Annotated in this window: 15 protein-coding genes; 11 read left to right on the forward strand and 4 right to left on the reverse strand. The window is 71.6% G+C overall.

All coding sequences use genetic code 11. The features are described from left to right. Positions 1–91: 91 nt before the first annotated feature. Positions 92–1,342 (reverse strand): molybdopterin molybdotransferase MoeA, encoded by a 1,251-nt coding sequence (locus AB0K18_RS19150; RefSeq protein WP_364915595.1) that lies wholly within the window; start codon positions 1,340–1,342, stop codon positions 92–94. Positions 1,343–1,535: 193 nt separating this feature from the next. Between AB0K18_RS19150 and AB0K18_RS19155 the strand changes: the two genes are divergently transcribed. The 9 genes from AB0K18_RS19155 (at position 1,536) to AB0K18_RS19195 (ending at position 11,278) form a co-directional block, all read left to right on the forward strand. Next, positions 1,536–2,513 carry a 2-dehydropantoate 2-reductase gene (locus AB0K18_RS19155; RefSeq protein ID WP_364915597.1) on the forward strand — a complete coding sequence of 326 codons (978 nt, stop codon included), beginning with the start codon at positions 1,536–1,538 and terminating at the stop codon, positions 2,511–2,513. 38 nt (positions 2,514–2,551) lie between these two features. Then, positions 2,552–4,453 (forward strand): molybdopterin-dependent oxidoreductase, encoded by a 1,902-nt coding sequence (locus AB0K18_RS19160; protein WP_364915599.1) that lies wholly within the window; start codon positions 2,552–2,554, stop codon positions 4,451–4,453. 4 nt (positions 4,454–4,457) lie between these two features. Next, positions 4,458–6,287, forward strand: a complete 1,830-nt coding sequence (locus tag AB0K18_RS19165; protein WP_364915601.1) for an NAD(P)H-dependent oxidoreductase subunit E — start codon at positions 4,458–4,460, stop codon at positions 6,285–6,287. Then, the gene (locus AB0K18_RS19170; RefSeq protein ID WP_364915603.1) at positions 6,284–7,126 is read left to right on the forward strand and encodes a 2Fe-2S iron-sulfur cluster-binding protein; all 843 of its coding nucleotides are present in this window, start codon (positions 6,284–6,286) and stop codon (positions 7,124–7,126) included. The genes AB0K18_RS19165 and AB0K18_RS19170 overlap by 4 nt, the downstream gene beginning before the upstream one ends. Next, positions 7,119–7,991, forward strand: coding sequence for a formate dehydrogenase accessory sulfurtransferase FdhD (fdhD, locus tag AB0K18_RS19175; protein WP_364915604.1), 873 nt, complete (start codon positions 7,119–7,121; stop codon positions 7,989–7,991). The genes AB0K18_RS19170 and fdhD overlap by 8 nt, the downstream gene beginning before the upstream one ends. A 317-nt stretch (positions 7,992–8,308) precedes the next feature. Then, the gene (locus AB0K18_RS19180; protein ID WP_364915606.1) at positions 8,309–9,244 is read left to right on the forward strand and encodes a metal ABC transporter substrate-binding protein; all 936 of its coding nucleotides are present in this window, start codon (positions 8,309–8,311) and stop codon (positions 9,242–9,244) included. Beyond that, on the forward strand, positions 9,241–10,020 hold the full coding sequence (locus tag AB0K18_RS19185) for a metal ABC transporter ATP-binding protein (protein WP_364915608.1): 780 nt from the start codon (positions 9,241–9,243) through the stop codon (positions 10,018–10,020). The genes AB0K18_RS19180 and AB0K18_RS19185 overlap by 4 nt, the downstream gene beginning before the upstream one ends. Beyond that, positions 10,020–10,892 (forward strand): metal ABC transporter permease, encoded by an 873-nt coding sequence (locus tag AB0K18_RS19190; RefSeq protein ID WP_364377846.1) that lies wholly within the window; start codon positions 10,020–10,022, stop codon positions 10,890–10,892. Before AB0K18_RS19185 ends, AB0K18_RS19190 begins: the two co-directional genes overlap by 1 nt. Then, positions 10,889–11,278, forward strand: a complete 390-nt coding sequence (locus AB0K18_RS19195) for a transcriptional repressor (RefSeq protein WP_345399302.1) — start codon at positions 10,889–10,891, stop codon at positions 11,276–11,278. The genes AB0K18_RS19190 and AB0K18_RS19195 overlap by 4 nt, the downstream gene beginning before the upstream one ends. Here the strand turns inward: AB0K18_RS19195 and AB0K18_RS19200 are convergent. After that, entirely contained in the window at positions 11,265–12,236 is a 972-nt protein-coding gene (locus AB0K18_RS19200) for a DMT family transporter (protein WP_364915610.1), read from the reverse strand. The two genes, AB0K18_RS19195 and AB0K18_RS19200, sit on opposite strands and share 14 nt — an antisense overlap. 92 nt (positions 12,237–12,328) lie before the next feature. Here AB0K18_RS19200 and AB0K18_RS19205 point away from each other — a divergent pair, with 92 nt between their 5' ends. Together AB0K18_RS19205 and AB0K18_RS19210 are read left to right on the forward strand one after the other, a co-directional pair. Next, on the forward strand, positions 12,329–12,877 hold the full coding sequence (locus AB0K18_RS19205; protein WP_364915612.1) for a CGNR zinc finger domain-containing protein: 549 nt from the start codon (positions 12,329–12,331) through the stop codon (positions 12,875–12,877). A gap of 81 nt (positions 12,878–12,958) precedes the next feature. Continuing rightward, positions 12,959–14,140 (forward strand): XRE family transcriptional regulator, encoded by a 1,182-nt coding sequence (locus AB0K18_RS19210; protein ID WP_364915614.1) that lies wholly within the window; start codon positions 12,959–12,961, stop codon positions 14,138–14,140. Positions 14,141–14,341: 201 nt separating this feature from the next. On the opposite strand, the gene AB0K18_RS19215 is transcribed toward AB0K18_RS19210, so the two are convergent. Together AB0K18_RS19215 and recO are read right to left on the reverse strand one after the other, a co-directional pair. Continuing rightward, entirely contained in the window at positions 14,342–15,169 is an 828-nt protein-coding gene (locus tag AB0K18_RS19215; RefSeq protein WP_364915616.1) for an isoprenyl transferase, read from the reverse strand. Beyond that, a complete protein-coding gene (recO, locus tag AB0K18_RS19220) occupies positions 15,112–15,846 on the reverse strand; it encodes a DNA repair protein RecO (RefSeq protein WP_364915618.1) in 735 nt (244 codons plus the stop codon). Before recO ends, AB0K18_RS19215 begins: the two co-directional genes overlap by 58 nt. Between the last annotated feature and the right edge of the window lie 32 nt (positions 15,847–15,878).

The raw sequence follows: 15,878 nt of genomic DNA on the forward strand, positions 1-15,878 counted from the left end.
CCCTTCCTGGCGAACGAGCTCGCTGTCTTCCGCATACTGCATACCGTATGAACGCAATGGTTACTCTCTCCGGAAGGGCGTGTCTAGGCCCCTACGGCAACTCGATCAGCTCGACCTGCTCACCGGACCACCCCGGCGGCACCACGGCCAGCGCGTCCGCCAGGGCCGCGCCCCACAACGATCCCGGCCGGTCATGACCCACGGGGACCGCGCCGCGGCCCGACCTCCGGACCGGCACCAGGCGGGTGTCGCGCGGGTGCGGGCGCACCTCGCCCGACAACGCGCTCGTCTCCCGCGCGGCGGGCACGCCGGACAGCTCGCGCAGGATCGGGGCGAGCAGCGTCAGCGCGGCGGCGAGGGCCGCGAACGGGTTCCCCGGCAGGCCCACCACGAGCCTTCCGTCCGCCAGGCGGGCCAGCGCCTGGGGGTGCCCTGGACGTACGGCGACCCCGTCCACCAGCACGTCGGCGCCCAGCTCCGCCAGCACCGCCCGCAGATGATCGGCCGGCCCCTTGGACGACGCCCCGCACACCACGACCACGTCCTCGCGGCACTCCGGCCACCCGCTCGGCGCGTCCGCGCCCGCCGGCCATCCCCCGCCGGCCCCACGCTCCGCCCACCCGGCCAGGGCGGCGGGCCCGCGCTCGGGCCAGGCCGCGAGGGCGGCCCGGAGGGCGGCGGGGCCGTCGGGGAGGCGGGTGGTGGTGGTGACGCGGCCGCCGGCCCACTCCACGAGGCCGGGCAGGAACGGGCCGATCGCGTCGCGGACCCGGCCGGGCGCGGGCAGGCCGGCGTCCACGACCTCGTCGCCGGTGACCAGCACCGCGACGCGCGGCCGTGGACGCACCTCCAGCACGTCGTGGCCGAGCGCGGCGGCCAGGCCGAGCGTCACCGGCGTCACCACCGTCCCCGCGCCCAGCACGACCGCTCCCTCGGCGATGTCCTCGCCCCTGCGCCTGATGTGCCTGCCGGGCACGACGACCCCGCCCACGACTCCATCCACAGAGTCGCCGTCCGCGTGCTCGTACGGCAGGACCGCCTCGGCGCCCGCCGGCACCGGGGCGCCGGTGGCGATCTCGACGGCCTCGCCCGCCCGCAGCGCACCCCCGTACGGCGCTCCCCCGGCCAGCACCCGGGCCACCACCCGCCAGGGCCCGGAACCGGCGACGGCGTACCCGTCCATCGCCGAGACGTCCACGCCCGGCACCGCCACCAGCGCGCGCAGCGGCGCCGCCAGCCGGCAGCCGAGCGCCTCCCGCAGCGGCACGGATGAGGGCTTCGAAGGGCAGGCCGCGCCCGCCGCGAGGGCCCGGGCGGCGGGCCATGAGATCGCTTCCACCACTGGTCCATGCCACAAAACGGTCACAGGCACACTCCTTGACCCTCGTTTTTCCATACTGTATACCGAATGCACGGTGGGAGGGCGATCCCACCGCGAGCACGGGGCCCCGTAACTTACGGCCGGGTCGCCTTCGAGCGACTGCCGCAGCTACGGGGCTCCGTGCTTACAATCCGACGCAAGAACGGAGCGCAACATGAAGGTCGCTGTTCTTGGCGCCGGCGCCATCGGCGCGTACGTGGGGGCCGCCCTCCACAGGGCGGGAGTCGAGGTGCACCTCATCGCGAGAGGCGCGCACCTCGAGGCGATACGCCGTGCCGGTGTGCGGGTGCTCACCCCCAGGGGCGACTTCACCGCCCATCCCCATGCCACCGCCGACCCCGCCGAGGTCGGCCCGGTGGACCACGTCTTCCTGGGCCTCAAGGCGAACAGCTACGCCGCGGCGGGCCCCATGATCCGGCCGCTCCTGCACGAGACGACCAGCATCATCGCCGCGCAGAACGGCATCCCGTGGTGGTACTTCCACGGGCTCAAGGGCCCGTACGAGGGCTACCGCATCGAGAGCGTCGATCCCGGCGGCGCGGTGACGGCCGCGCTGCCCCTGCACCGCGCCATCGGCTGCGTGGTCTACGCCGCGACGGAGATCGAGGAGCCCGGCGTGATCCGCCACCTTGAGGGCACCCGCTTCTCCATCGGCGAGCCCGACGGCCGGCTGTCGGAGCGCTGCCTCGCCTTCAGCGGGGCCGCCGTCGAGGGCGGGCTGAAGTGCCCGGTCGAGCGCGACCTGCGCAGGGACGTGTGGATCAAGCTGATGGGCAACATCGCCTTCAACCCGATCAGCGCGCTGGCCCGCGCGACGATGGCCGGCATCTGCCGCCACGACGGCGCCAGGGAGCTGGTCGTCGCCATGATGCGGGAGACCGTGGAGGTGGCCCGCCGGGTGGGCTGCGATCCCGGGATCTCGATCGAGCGCCGCCTGCGCGGGGCGGAGAAGGCGGGCGAGCACAAGACGTCCACGCTCCAGGACCTGGAGAAGGGCAAGCCGCTGGAGCTCGACGTGCTGCTCGCGGCGGTGGTCGAGCTGGCCGATCTGACCGGAGCGGAGGTGCCGACGCTGAGGGCGATCCACGCGGTGAGCGACCTGCTGAACGCGAACCTTGTCCGTGCGGTATAGCCCGGAATACCGTAGATTGTATACTGAATGGAGGGATCATGAGCTATGACCGCCTGACCCATCCACTGGTACGCGAAAACGGCGTGCTGCGCAAGGCGTCGTGGGAGGAGGCGCTGGAGCGAGCAGCGGAGGGCTTCCGCCGCAACATAGAACGACACGGGCCCGACAGCTTCGCGATGCTGTCGTGCGCCCGCTCCACCAACGAGATGAACTACGTCGGGCAGAAGTTCACCCGGGTGGTCGTCGGAACCAACAACGTGGACTCCTGCAACCGCACCTGCCACGCCCCCAGCGTGGCCGGCCTGTCGGCGGTGTTCGGCAGCGGTGGCGGCACCTCCTCCTACCAGGAGGTGGAGGACACCGACGTGATAGTGATGTGGGGTTCTGCGGCCAGGAACGCCCACCCCATCTTCTTCCAGCACGTGCTCAAGGGCATCCACAACGGCGCCAAGATGTTCGCCGTCGATCCGCGACGCACCGGCACCGCCCAGTGGGCCGACCTCTGGCTCGGGCTCAACGTCGGCACCGACATCCCGCTCGCGCACGCGGTCGCCCGCGAGATCATCCACGCGGGGCTGCACAACGAGGCGTTCATCGAGCGGGCCACCGTGGGCTTCGAGGAGTTCAAGGCGTCCGTCGAGCCGTGGACGCTGTCGGCGGCCGAGCAGGTGACCGGCGTACCGGCCGCGGCGATCCGCGAACTGGCCCACGCCTACGCCCGCGCCGACCGCGCCCAGCTCTGCTGGACACTCGGCATCACCGAGCACCACAACGCGACCGACAACGTCCGGGCGCTGATCAACCTGGCCCTGCTGACCGGCCACGTCGGCCGCTACGGCTCCGGCCTGTCGCCGCTGCGCGGCCAGAACAACGTGCAGGGCGGCGGCGACATGGGCGCCATCCCCAACCGCCTGCCCGGCTTCCAGGACATCCTCGACCCCGGCATCAGGCAGCGCTTCGAGAGCGTCTGGGGCCGCGCCATCCAGCCTCGTTACGGCTACAACCTCACCGAGATGCTGGAGGCGATGGGCGAGGGCAAGCTCACCACCTGCTACATGATCGGCGAGAACCCGGTGCAGTCCGAGGCCGACTCGCTCTCCTGCATCAAGCGCCTGTCCATGCTCGATCACCTGGTCGTCCAGGACATCTTCCTCACCAAGACCGCGCAGATGGCCGACGTGGTGCTGCCGGCCAGCGCCGCCTGGTGCGAGGCCGACGGCACGTTCACCAACAGCGAGCGCCGGGTCCAGCGGGTGCGCAAGGCCCTGGAGCCGCCGGGCGAGGCCCGCGACGACATCTGGATCGTCTGCGAGATCGCCCGCAGGCTCGGCCACGACTGGCACTACGACGGCGCCGAGGAGGTCTGGAACGAGCTGCGGTCGCTGTCGCCCCAGCACGCCGGCATGTCCTACCAGCGGCTGGCCGAGCTGCAGGGCATCCAGTGGCCCTGCCCGTCGGAGGACTCCCTGGAGCCGCCCTACCTGCACGGCCGGCTGTGGGAGAGCGACCCGGTCAAGCGGGGCGTGCCGGCGCCGTTCGCCGTGCTGCGCCACTCGCCGCCGGTGGACCTGGTGGACGAGGAGTACCCGCTGCGGCTGACGACCGGGCGGCGGCTCGACTCCTACAACACGGGCGTGCAGTCCTCCGGGTTCGCCTCGCCGCTGCGCCGCGGCGAGACGATCGAGCTGTGCCCCGAGGACGCCGAGAAGCTCGGCGTCGTGGCCGGCGAGGAGGTGCGGATCACCTCCCGGCGGGCCTCGGTGGTCGCGCCCGTCCACATCGACCCGGGGCTGAGACCCGGGCTGGTGTTCATGACGTTCCATTTCCCCGACGAGGTCGACACCAACTCCCTGACGATCGAGGCCACGGACCCGATCTCGGGGACGGCGGAGTTCAAAGCGGCCGCGGTCAGGGTCGAGAAGCTCGTCAAGGCCGGGTGACCACATGGATCTGAGATTCCGCGACGCCAAGCCCACCGACGAGGAGCGCGCGGCGGTCGACGACCTGCTCGGCCCGCCGGCCTCCGCGTGGACCGGTGGCAGCCGTACCGACGCCGACCTGCGCATGGCCGTCCGCGCCGAGGAGGCGCGCGACCAGCTGCTGCCCGCGCTGCACGCGGTCAACGACCGCGTCGGGTGGATCAGCGAGGGCGCGCTCGACTACATCTGCCGCCGGCTCAACGTGCCGCCGTCCGAGGCGTACGGGGTGGCCACGTTCTACTCGCTGCTCTCCGTCGAGGAGCGGCCCAAGCGGGTGCTGCACGTCTGCACCGACCTGGCCTGCCAGGCCAAGGGCTCCAAGGCCGTGTGCGACCGCGTACGCGAGCGCTTCGGCCCGCCCGGCAAGGACTGGCAGGAGAGCCCCTGCCTCGGCCTGTGCGAGCGGGCCCCCGCCGCGCTCGCCCTGGAGGCCGGCGTGCCGCACCGGGCCGAGGTGTACGCCCCCGCCACCCCCGACACGATCACCACCATCACCGGCACCGCACCGGGCACCAACGGCCACGCGCCCGCCGTGCACGTCGCCGGCGAGACCCCCGTCAAGGAGGCCGTGCCGCAGTCCGGCGACCCCGGCCTGGTGCTGCTGCGCCGCATCGGGCAGGTCGATCCGGCCAGCCTGGACGACTACCGGGCGGCCGGCGGCTACACCGCGCTGCGCCGCGCCTTCGAGCTCGGGCCGACCGGGGTGATCCGCGAGGTGCTGGAGTCGGGCCTGGTCGGCAGGGGCGGCGCCGCCTTCCCCACCGGCCGCAAGTGGGAGGCCACCGCGCGCCAGCCCGACCACCCCCACTACCTCGTGTGCAACGCCGACGAGAGCGAGCCGGGCACGTTCAAGGACCGGGTCGTGATGGAGGGCGACCCGTACGCGCTCATCGAGGCGATGACCGTCGCCGCGTACGCCACCGGCTGCACCAAGGGCTACCTCTACATCAGGGGCGAGTACCCGCGGGCGACCGCGCGGCTCCAGCACGCCATCGCCACCGCCCGCTCCCGTGGGCTGCTCGGCGACGACATCCTCGGCAAGGGGCTGTCGTTCGACATCGAGCTGCGCAGGGGCGCGGGGGCGTACATCTGCGGCGAGGAGACCGCGATCTTCAACTCCATCGAGGGGCGGCGCGGCGAGCCGCGCAGCAAACCGCCCTTCCCCGTGGAGAAGGGGCTGTTCGGCAAGCCGACCGTGGTCAACAACGTCGAGACGCTGGTCAACGTGCTGCCGATCCTGGAGCGCGGCGCGCCGGCGTACGCGGCGGCCGAGCCCAAGCTGTTCTGCGTCTCCGGCGCGGTCGAACGGCCCGGCGTGTACGAGCTGACCTTCGGCGCCACCCTGCGCGAGCTGCTCGACCTGGCCGGGACCACCGGCACCACCAGGGCCGTGCTGCTCGGCGGCGCCGCCGGGGCGTTCGTCACCGACCTCGACATCCCGCTCACCTTCGAGGGCACCAGGAACGCGGGCGCCACCCTCGGCTCCGGCGTGGTGCTCGTCATCGACGACTCCGTCGACCTCGCGGCGCTGCTGCTGCGCATCGCGCAGTTCTTCCGCGACGAGTCCTGCGGGCAGTGCGTGCCCTGCCGGGTCGGCACCGTACGGCAGGAGGAGGCCCTGCACCGCCTCGCCCGCCGCGTCGACCCGAACGAGCCGCGCCGGGCCGACGACCCCGACCTGGTGCTGCTGCGCGAGGTCGGGCAGACCATGCGCGACGCCTCCATCTGCGGCCTCGGGCAGACCGCCTGGAACGCCGTCGAATCGGCCATCGACCGTCTGGGAGTGTTCAAATGATCCCGCTCCAGCCGCCCCGCCGGCTCATCGACGTCGAGATCGACGGCGAGACCGTACGGGTGCCGGAGGGCTCCACGATCCTCGACGCCTGCCACGCGGCGGGCAAGGACGTCCCCACCCTCTGCTACGGCGACACGCTCACCCCGAAGAACGCCTGCCGGGTCTGCGTCGTGGAGGTGGAGGGCGCCAGGACGCTGGCGCCCGCCTGCTCCAGGAAGGCCGAGCCGAACATGAAGGTCGGCACCGACACCGAGCGGGCCCGCCAGAGCCGCAAGGTCGTGCTCGAACTGCTCGGCTCGTCGGTCGACCTGTCCACCACGCCGCGCGCCGCCGAGTGGACCGAGGAGTACGGCGCCGACCCCGCCAGGTTCGGCGACGAGGCCGCCACCGTCGAGCAGCCCGCCAAGGTGGACAACGACCTCTACGTCCGCGACTACAGCAAATGCATCCTCTGCTACAAGTGCGTGGACGCCTGCGGCGACCAGTGGCAGAACTCCTTCGCCATCTCCGTCGCCGGGCGCGGCTTCGACGCCGAGATCTCCACCGAGTTCGACGCCCCGCTCACCGACTCGGCCTGCGTCTACTGCGGCAACTGCGTCGAGGTCTGCCCCACCGGGGCGCTGTCGTTCAAGACCGAGTACGACATGCGCGCCGACGGCACCTGGGACGAGTCCCGCCAGGCCGAGACCACCACCGTCTGCAGCTACTGCGGCGTCGGCTGCAACCTCACCCTGCACGTCCAGGACAACAAGATCGTCAAGGTGACCTCGCCGCACGACAACCCCGTCACGAAGGGCAACCTCTGCGTCAAGGGGCGCTTCGGGTACGGGTATGTCTAGGGTCACCGTCAAGAAGCGCATCCTGCGGGTGAAGGACGCCGCCCGCGTGCGCAAGGTCGATGCGCTGGCCGCCGAGGAGCCGCTGGAGATCCGGCTCAACGGCACCCCGCTGACCGTCACCATGCGCACGCCGGGCGACGACTTCGACCTGGCGGCCGGGTTCCTCGTCAGCGAGGGGGCCGTCGGGTCGCCGGGCGACATCTCCACCATCCGCTACTGCGCCGGGGCCACCGTCGAAGGGCAGAACACCTACAACGTCCTCGACGTGCGGCTCGCCCCCGGCGTGCCCGAGCCTGAGCCGCGCAACTTCTACACCACCTCCTCGTGCGGCGTCTGCGGGAAGGCGTCGCTGGAGGCCGTACGCACAGTGGCTCGCTGGAACGCGGGAGATGACCCGGTCGAGCTGGCGCAGTCGACTGTCGCTGCCCTGCCGGACCGGCTGCGCGCCGCCCAGCGGGTCTTCGACAGGACCGGGGGCCTGCACGCGGCCGGCCTGTTCACGGCCGACGGTGAGCCGCTGTGCGTACGCGAGGACGTCGGCCGGCACAACGCCGTCGACAAGCTGCTCGGCTGGGCGCTGCGCGAAGGGCGGCTGCCGCTGCGCGGCACCGTCCTCATGGTGTCGGGGCGGGCGTCGTTCGAGCTGGTGCAGAAGGCCGTCATGGGCGGGATACCGGTGCTCGCCGCGGTCTCGGCGCCGTCCTCGCTCGCCGTCGAGCTGGCCGCCGACGAGGGACTGACGCTCATCGGGTTCCTGCGCGGGAACTCGATGAACGTCTACACGGGTGAACGCCGGCTGAGCGCCCGTACAAGCGTCACCTCGGGCGCCGGCAACGGCTCTGCCGACGCACGATCACCGAGGTGATGACGGGATGCCGACGGCACGCGCCGGGCCCCCAGCGCGTGCCGTCCGGCATCCCCCTGTCCAATCGCCGCACTCCGTGCGGCGGGCTCGGTCGCCCCTGACGCCGCCGCCTTCCCCCGCTCTGGCCGCTCCGCTCCCGCCGCTCCTCCAGACGACGGCGGCTCCCTCGCGGGTCACTTCCCCCCTTCTCAAAGGGACCGCACCACGTGCGGTGGGGAAGTCGCCGGATGACGCCGGCCAGGTCGCCACACCCCCTGGAAGCGTCCCGACTCGGGGGATTTTGACAACCATTTTCATTTTGGCGCATACTGACTCACATGATGTCAGGATTTTCCCGGTCGTGGACTGTCGGCCTGCTGGCCACAGCCGCGCTGCTCACCACCACTGCCTGCGGTTCCGGTACGGCGGACACCTCCGCCGGGGCCGAGGGCGGCAAGCCCGAAGTGATCGCCGCCTTCTATCCGCTGCAGTGGCTGAGCGAGCAGGTCGGAGGATCCGACACCCAGGTGAGCGTGCTGACCGCCCCCGGCGTCGAGCCGCACGACCTGGAGCTGGGCATCCAGCAGGTCACCCAGCTGAAGAACGCCGCACTGACCGTCTACATCAAGGGCATCCAGCCCGCCGTGGACGACGCCGTCGACCCTGAGACGAGTTTCGACGCCGCCACGGCCGTCCAGACGATCCCCGCAGGTGAGCACGAGGAGGAGCACGCCGGGGAAGAGCACGACCACGAGCACGAGGTCGCGTACGACCCGCACATCTGGCTCGACCCCGCCCGCCTGGCCACCGTCGCCACCAAGCTCGGCGAGCGGCTCGCCACCGCCGACCCCGCGCACGCCCAGGGCTACAAGGACCGCGCCGCCAAGACGGCCGCCACGCTGGGCGCCCTCGACCAGGAGTTCGCCAAGGGCCTCGGCACGTGCAGGACCAAGACGATGGTGACCGCGCACGAGGCGTTCGGCTACCTGGCCGACCGCTACCAGCTGAAGCAGGTCGGCATCACGCTCGACCCCGAGACCGAGCCCTCCCCCACCCGCCTGTCGGAGGTCGGCAAGCTGGCCAAGGCAGAGGGCGTCACCACCATCTTCACCGAGTCCCTGGTCAGCCCGAAGGTGGCCGAGGTGCTGGCGAGCCAGGTCGGCGCCAAGACGGCGGTGCTGGACCCGCTGGAGAGCAAGCCCTCGGGCGACTACGTCTCAGCCATGCGCGATAACCTCAAAACCCTACAAACAGCACTGGGGTGTACGCCATGACGGAAACGGCCTTCGCGATGACCGGCGGCCAGGTCTCCTTCGACGGCAAGCCCGTCCTTCGAGGGATCGACCTGACCGTCAGTCCCGGGGAGGTCGTGGCCCTGCTCGGGGCCAACGGCTCGGGCAAGTCGACGCTGGTCCGCGCGCTGCTCGGCCTCACGCCGCTGACCGGCGGCACGACATTGATGTACGGCACCCCGCCGGCCAAATTCCGCGACTGGTGGCGCATCGGCTACGTGCCGCAGCGTCTCCAGGTGGGCGGCGGCGTGCCCGCGACCGTCCGCGAGGTGGTCGCCTCCGGCCGCGTCGCCAGGCAGCGCCGGCTGCGCAGGACCAGCGCGGCCGACAAGGCGGCCGTGGCGAGCGCCCTCGAGGCCGTGCGCCTGGCCGACCGGGCCGGCGACCCCGTCCAGTCGCTGTCGGGGGGCCAGCAGCAGCGGGTGCTCATCGCCCGCGCGCTGGCCGGGGAGCCCGACACGTACGTGATGGACGAACCCACCGCCGGCGTGGACGCCGACACCCAGCAGTTGCTCGCCGACACCCTGGGCGAGCTGGTCCGCGAGGGCAAGACGGTCGTCCTGGTGGCCCACGAGCTGGGCCCGCTGGAGCCGATCATCACGCGCGGCGTGGTGATCCGCGAAGGCCGCGTCGCCCACGACGGGCGGCCGCCTCGGCCCGAGGGCGAGTGCGCGCGGCCGGGACACGAGCACCAGCACCCGCACGCCGCCGAACCCGTCGGCGGCCCGCTGACCGGGTGGCAAGGGGAACCAAGGTGATCTTCGAACTTCTGCAGGAACAGCTCTTCCAGCTCGCGCTCATCGCGGCGCTGCTGGTCGGGCTCTGCGCGCCCGCCGTGGGCACGTTCATCGTGCAGCGCAGGCTGGCGCTGCTCGGCGACGGCGTCGGCCACATCGCGCTGACCGGCGTCGCGCTGGGGTTCCTGACCGGCAGCGCGCCCGTGCTCACCGCCGTTCTCGTGTCCATCGCCGGCGCCGTGGCCATCGAGCTGGTCAGGGCGCGCGGGCGCACCAGCGGCGACGTGGCGCTGGCGCTGATGTTCTACGGCGGCATCGCGGGCGGCGTCATGCTCATGGCCATCGCGCCCGGCGGCAGCAACGCCAAGCTCAACTCCTACCTGTTCGGCGCCATCGCCAGCGTCACCGTCGAGGACATCTGGGTCGTCGCCGCGCTGGCCGTGGCCGTGCTCGCGGTCGTCCTGATCTTCGGCAGGGAGCTGTTCGTGCTCTGCCAGGACGAGGAGATGGCCAAGGCCAGCGGCCTGCCCGTACGGTTCCTGAGCCTGCTCATCGCCGTCACCGCCGCGCTCACCGTGGTCATCGCCATGCGCGTGGTCGGCCTGCTGCTCGTCAGCGCCCTCATGGTGATCCCCGTGGCCACCAGCCAGCAGCTCACCCGGGGGTTCCGTACCACGATGGGGCTGGCCATGCTGTTCGGGGTGCTCGCCTCCGTGGGCGGCCTGCTCGCCTCCACCTACTCCGCAAAGGTGCCGCCGGGGGCCGCGATCGTGCTTCTTGCGCTCGCCGGCTTCGTCCTGGCGCTCGGTGTCGGTAAATTCGTACGTCGAGGGCGTACCCAGGAGTCGACATTGAGCGAGCGGCCAAAGCTGCGCATCGAGGAGGTCGCATGACGACGAGACGCGATGCCGTGCACGACACCCTGCGCAGGAGCGAGGGGTTTCGCAGCGCGCAGGACGTCTATGCCGAGATGCGCCTGCACGGCGCCAAGATCGGGCTGACCACCGTCTACCGCGCGCTCCAGGCGCTGGCCGACGGCGGCCAGGTCGACGTGCTGCGCACCGACGACGGCGAGTCCGTCTACCGCGCCTGCGCCACCGACACCCACCACCATCACCTGGTGTGCCGCCGCTGCGGGCGCACGGTCGAGGTGGCGGGGCCCGCCGTCGAGCGGTGGGCGGAGATGGTGGGCAGCGAGCACGGCTTCACCGAGATCACGCACACGGTCGAGGTGTTCGGCACCTGCGCGGGCTGCTCGACGGCGGTCAGGTCGAGCTGACCGGCCCCGCGCCAGGCTCCTCGGCCGCCCGCACAGGCACCGCGTCCGGTTCCTGTACCGCGTCCGCACCCGGCTGCCCGGCCGCTCGCCCAGGTTTCCCCGCCTGCTCGGGTGACGGGGTGCGGCGGGAGCCGTACAGGACGCCCAGCACGATCACCACGCACCCGGCGAGCTGCAGCACCGACGGCCGCTCGCCCAGCGCGAGCGCGCCGATCGCCACCGTCGTCATGGGCTGGATGAGCAGCAGCAGCGCGGTCAGCGCGGCGGGCTGGCGCGGCAGCGAGTACGTGATCAGCGACCACCCCAGCACCTGCGGCCCCAGCGCGAGCAGCAGCAGCCACCAGTGACCCGGCCAGGTGGGCACCAGGTCGGCGCCGCCGAACATGGGGCTCAGCAGCGCCATGACGACGGTGGCCACCACGGTGGCGTGCGCCAGCGGCCCGGCCGCACGATCGGCCCCACCGCCCTTCATCAGCAGCAGGAACACGGCGTACGACACGGACGTCGCCAGCCCCGCCAGCACCCCCTTGAGCGGGTCGCTGCCGTAGGCGGCGCTGTCGAACACCCCGGAGATCAGCACGACGCCGGCGAAGACGACCGGCGTACCGAGCATGAGGCGGGTGGACGGCCGCTCACCGAACAGCCCCCACGCCGCGAACGCCACCAGGAACACCTGGAGGTTGCCCAGCACGGTCGCGAGTCCCGCGCCGACGTAGTCGATCGCGTGATGCCAGAACAGCAGGTCGAACGCGAACGCCACGCCCGCCGCCCACGCCGCGGGCAACGCCCTGCGCGGCATCGGCCCCAGCCTGCGCCGTTCGCGCCAGGCGAGGAACAGCAGCGGAGGTACGGCGTACGCGCAGCGGAACACCGCCGAGGTGGCGGGCGACACCTCGGCCAGCCGGACCAAGGGGGCCGAGGTGGAGATGATGAGCGCTCCGGCGATCGCGATCAGCACGATACGGCGATGTGCGCTCACCGAAACCCCCGGAGTCCCGTATAGGAGATACGCTGCGACCACGCTAGAACCCGGCGCGGACAGGAGTCAACATGCCGTTTGGCCATGACATGGTGCATGCATTGGCCACCGTCGTCGAGCTGGTCAACACCTCGCCTTCCACCGGAGGCGACGAAGGGCTGGCCGGCCTGGACGACCTCCAGGCGTTCGTGGAGTCGCGCGAGGTCAGCGGCATCGACAAGATCACCGCCCGCGACCTCGGCCAGGTCCGCATGGTGCGGGAGGCGTTCCACCGCGTCTTCACCGCCCCCGACCAGCCCACGGCCGTACGCACGCTCAACGCCCTGCTCGCCGAGACCCGCATCACGCCCCGCCTCACCGAGCACGACGGCCACCCGCTGCACGTCCACTACTTCGCCGCCGACGCCAGCCTGGCCGAACACGTGGCCGCCGACTGCGGCGTCGCCCTGGCGCACCTGCTGGTCGAGGGCGAGGCCGAACGCCTGCGCACCTGCTCGGCCCCCGACTGCGAGCGCGTCTTCGTCGACGAGTCCCGCAACCGCTCCCGCGTCTACTGCGACAGCCGCACCTGCGGCAACCGCATGCACGTAGCCGCCTACCGCGCCCGCCGCCGCGCCTGACGACCCCACACGAACGGGAGACTCGAACGCGCGCACTAGTCGCTCGTTGCGATTTTCGCAACGGCGGCCTAGGCTACTCCCATGGCCGGGGACACAGCGGCACGCGTACGCCACCTGATCGAGCAGAGCGGCCTCACCCAGGCCGAGTTCGCGGCGAAAGCGGGGCTGGACGCCCCGAAGATGTCCAAGTCGCTGTCGGGCATCCGCAGATTCACCTCGCTCGACCTCGCGCGCATCGCCGATCTGTGCGGCGTGTCCGTCGACTGGCTGCTCGGCGTGGCCCAGCCCACCCCCGCCACCTCGGCCCGCACCGCCGAGGCCCACGCCACCTCAACCCACGTCACCTCGACCGACACCGCCACGAACAGCGGCGCCACGGTCCGGCTCACGTCCGCCGACGCGGCCGTGAAGGAGGCGGAACGCCTGGCGCAGTTCCGTGCGGATCTCGCCTTCCTCGGCTACCGGCAGGAGATCCCGCGTTTCGCGACCGGCGGCGCCTCACGAGCGTCCGTGCGTCAAGGCCGCGATCTCGCCGCCCAGGCCACCGCCCACGCCACCGCCCAAGGCGTCGAGCTGTGGCGGTGCCAGGATCTCGCCGGGGCGGTCGAGGCGGCCTTCGGCGTGGACGTCCGCATCCACCCGCTCGCCCCGGGCTTCGACGGGCTGTCCTGGTCCGATGACAACGCCGCGCTGATCGTGGTCGGCACGTCGGAGTTGCCGGCCCGGCAGCGGTTCACGATCGCCCATGAGCTCGGCCATCTCCTCGTACGCGACGATCAGGGGCTCCACCTCGACGTCGACATCCACGCCGCCGACCATCGGCGGCAACCCTCCGAGAAGCGGGCGAACGCCTTCGCCGCCGAGCTGCTCCTGCCCGCCGAGATGCTGTGCGACAGAGTGCGGCGGACGAACCGGTCGGTGGCGGAGCTCGCCCGGCTGGCCTGCGAGCTGTGGGTCTCACCCAGCACCCTCGCGTGGCAGCTGTTCAACCTCCAGCTCATCGACAAGAGCCGATGCGACTCCTTGCGCACCATGACCGCCTGGGACGCGGCGTGGCAGGCCGGCGCGGTCGAAACCCTCGGCGAGTGGATCCAGCTCGCCTCACGGCCAAGGATCCCGGGCGCACTCGTCCGCACGACGTTCCAGGCCTACGCAGAGGGAAAGGCGACGCTCCGCCCCTTCGCGAGCCTGATCGGCGCCGACACCGACACGTTGCGGCAGGCCATCACCGGCATGAGAGAGGACTCCCCACTCCAACCATGACCTGGTACTGGTTCCCCGACAACACGGTGCTGCGCAACTTCGCCTCGGTGGACAGCCTGCCTCTCCTCCAACGGATCCTCCGCGAGCGCGGCCGATGGACGGAGGCGATCGCCTACGAGGCGGAGCGATCCGCCCGCTTCTATCCCGCTCTGGAGAAGCTGGCGGTCGAGGGCTGGCTCGGCGCTCCCATCGGCTCAGCGGTCAGACCGGGTTGGGGAGGGCGCCGCCGTAGCGGCGGTCGCGTTTGGCGAAGATCTCGCAGGCTTCCCACAGGTCGCGGCGGTCGAAGTCGGGCCAGAGGCGGTCGAGGAAGACCATCTCGGCGTAGGCCGACTGCCAGAGCAGGAAGTTGGAGAAGCGCTGCTCGCCCGACGACCGTACGAACAGGTCGACCGGCGGGATCTCCGGCTCGTCGAGGTAGCGGGCGAAGACCTTCTCGTTGACCTTGCCGGGCTTGACGCGGCCGGCGGCGATGTCGGCGGCCAGCTTCAGTGCCGCGTCGACGATCTCGGCCTGCCCGCCGTAATTGACACAGAATTGCAATGTGAGCTTGTGGTTGGCCGTCGTCATCTCCTCGGCGGTCTGCAGCTCGGAGATGACGCTCTTCCACAGCCGGCCCGGACGGCCGGCCCACCGCACGCGTACGCCCATGGCGTGCAGCTCGTCGCGCCGCCGTCTGATGACGTCGCGGTTGAAGCCCATGAGGAAGCGCACCTCGTCGGGCGAGCGCTTCCAGTTCTCGGTGGAGAACGCGTAGGCGCTCAGGTAGGGGACGCCCAGCTCAAGGGCCCCTTCGATGACGTCGAAGAGCGAGGATTCGCCCGCCTTGTGGCCTTCGGTGCGGGGCAGGCCACGGGCCTTGGCCCAGCGGCCGTTGCCGTCCATGACGATGGCGACGTGCTGGGGCACCAGCTCTCGCGGAATGGGCGGCGGGGTCGCCCCCGACGGGTGCGGGGACGGTGGTCGTACGTTCACGCGGGCTCCCTTTCGACGTGTCGGAGAGAGCGTATTCCGTGTTCGAGGTGCCATTGCAGATAGGCCGCGACCAGGCCGCTGCACTCACTGCGATGGCGCGACTCCGAAGCGTCGGCGGTGGCCCAGTCGCCGCGCAGCAGCGCCGTCATGAGCCCGATGGTCTCACCGGCCGGCACCGCGGCGCCGGCCGGCTTGCAGCCGCCGCACACCACGCCACCTGCGACGATGGCGAACGCCCTGATCGCGGGCGCCTGGCATTTGGCGCACGCGTCGAGGGCGGGCGCGTAGCCGGCCACGGCCAGGGAGCGCAGGAAGTAGGCGTCGAGCACCAGCCGGGCCTCGTGGCCGCGGTCGGCGAGGGTGCGCAACCCGCCCACGAGCAGCAGGAACTGCCGCAGCGCCGGCTCCTTCTCCCCCTGCGTCAGCCGGTCGGCGGTCTCGAGCATCGCGCTGCCGGCGGTGTAGCGGGGGTAGTCGACGGCCAGCGCCTCTCCGTAGGGTCTGATCGTCTCCGCCTGGGTGATGACGTCGAGCGTCCGGCCGGTGTGAAGCTGCAGGTCGACGTGCGTGAACGGCTCCAGCCTTGCCCCGAAGCGTGAGGTCGTGCGACGGACCCCCTTCGCCACCGCGCGGATCTTGCCGGTGCGCTTGGCCAGGATGGTGACGATGCGGTCGGCCTCACCGAGCTTCTGAGTGCGCAGAACCACGCCTTCGTCACGGTAGAGACTCACTCGCACATCTTACGGCCGACCTGTATACCGAC

It is taken from the genome of Nonomuraea sp. NPDC049421 (assembly GCF_040677005.1).
In the GTDB taxonomy this organism is placed as follows: Bacteria; Actinomycetota; Actinomycetes; order Streptosporangiales; family Streptosporangiaceae; genus Nonomuraea; species Nonomuraea salmonea.

What these genes read in the sequence shown, in the direction of transcription:
- AB0K18_RS19155 (WP_364915597.1), top strand. Translation starts at nt 1,536, where the DNA reads ATGAAGGTCGCTGTTCTTGGCGCCGGCGCCATCGGCGCGTACGTGGGG.
- AB0K18_RS19160 (WP_364915599.1), top strand. Translation starts at nt 2,552, where the DNA reads ATGAGCTATGACCGCCTGACCCATCCACTGGTACGCGAAAACGGCGTG.
- AB0K18_RS19165 (WP_364915601.1), top strand. Translation starts at nt 4,458, where the DNA reads ATGGATCTGAGATTCCGCGACGCCAAGCCCACCGACGAGGAGCGCGCG.
- AB0K18_RS19170 (WP_364915603.1), top strand. Translation starts at nt 6,284, where the DNA reads ATGATCCCGCTCCAGCCGCCCCGCCGGCTCATCGACGTCGAGATCGAC.
- fdhD (WP_364915604.1), top strand. Translation starts at nt 7,119, where the DNA reads ATGTCTAGGGTCACCGTCAAGAAGCGCATCCTGCGGGTGAAGGACGCC.
- AB0K18_RS19180 (WP_364915606.1), top strand. Translation starts at nt 8,309, where the DNA reads ATGATGTCAGGATTTTCCCGGTCGTGGACTGTCGGCCTGCTGGCCACA.
- AB0K18_RS19185 (WP_364915608.1), top strand. Translation starts at nt 9,241, where the DNA reads ATGACGGAAACGGCCTTCGCGATGACCGGCGGCCAGGTCTCCTTCGAC.
- AB0K18_RS19195 (WP_345399302.1), top strand. Translation starts at nt 10,889, where the DNA reads ATGACGACGAGACGCGATGCCGTGCACGACACCCTGCGCAGGAGCGAG.
- AB0K18_RS19205 (WP_364915612.1), top strand. Translation starts at nt 12,329, where the DNA reads ATGCCGTTTGGCCATGACATGGTGCATGCATTGGCCACCGTCGTCGAG.
- AB0K18_RS19210 (WP_364915614.1), top strand. Translation starts at nt 12,959, where the DNA reads ATGGCCGGGGACACAGCGGCACGCGTACGCCACCTGATCGAGCAGAGC.
- AB0K18_RS19215 (WP_364915616.1), bottom strand. Translation starts at nt 15,169, where the DNA reads ATGGCACCTCGAACACGGAATACGCTCTCTCCGACACGTCGAAAGGGA.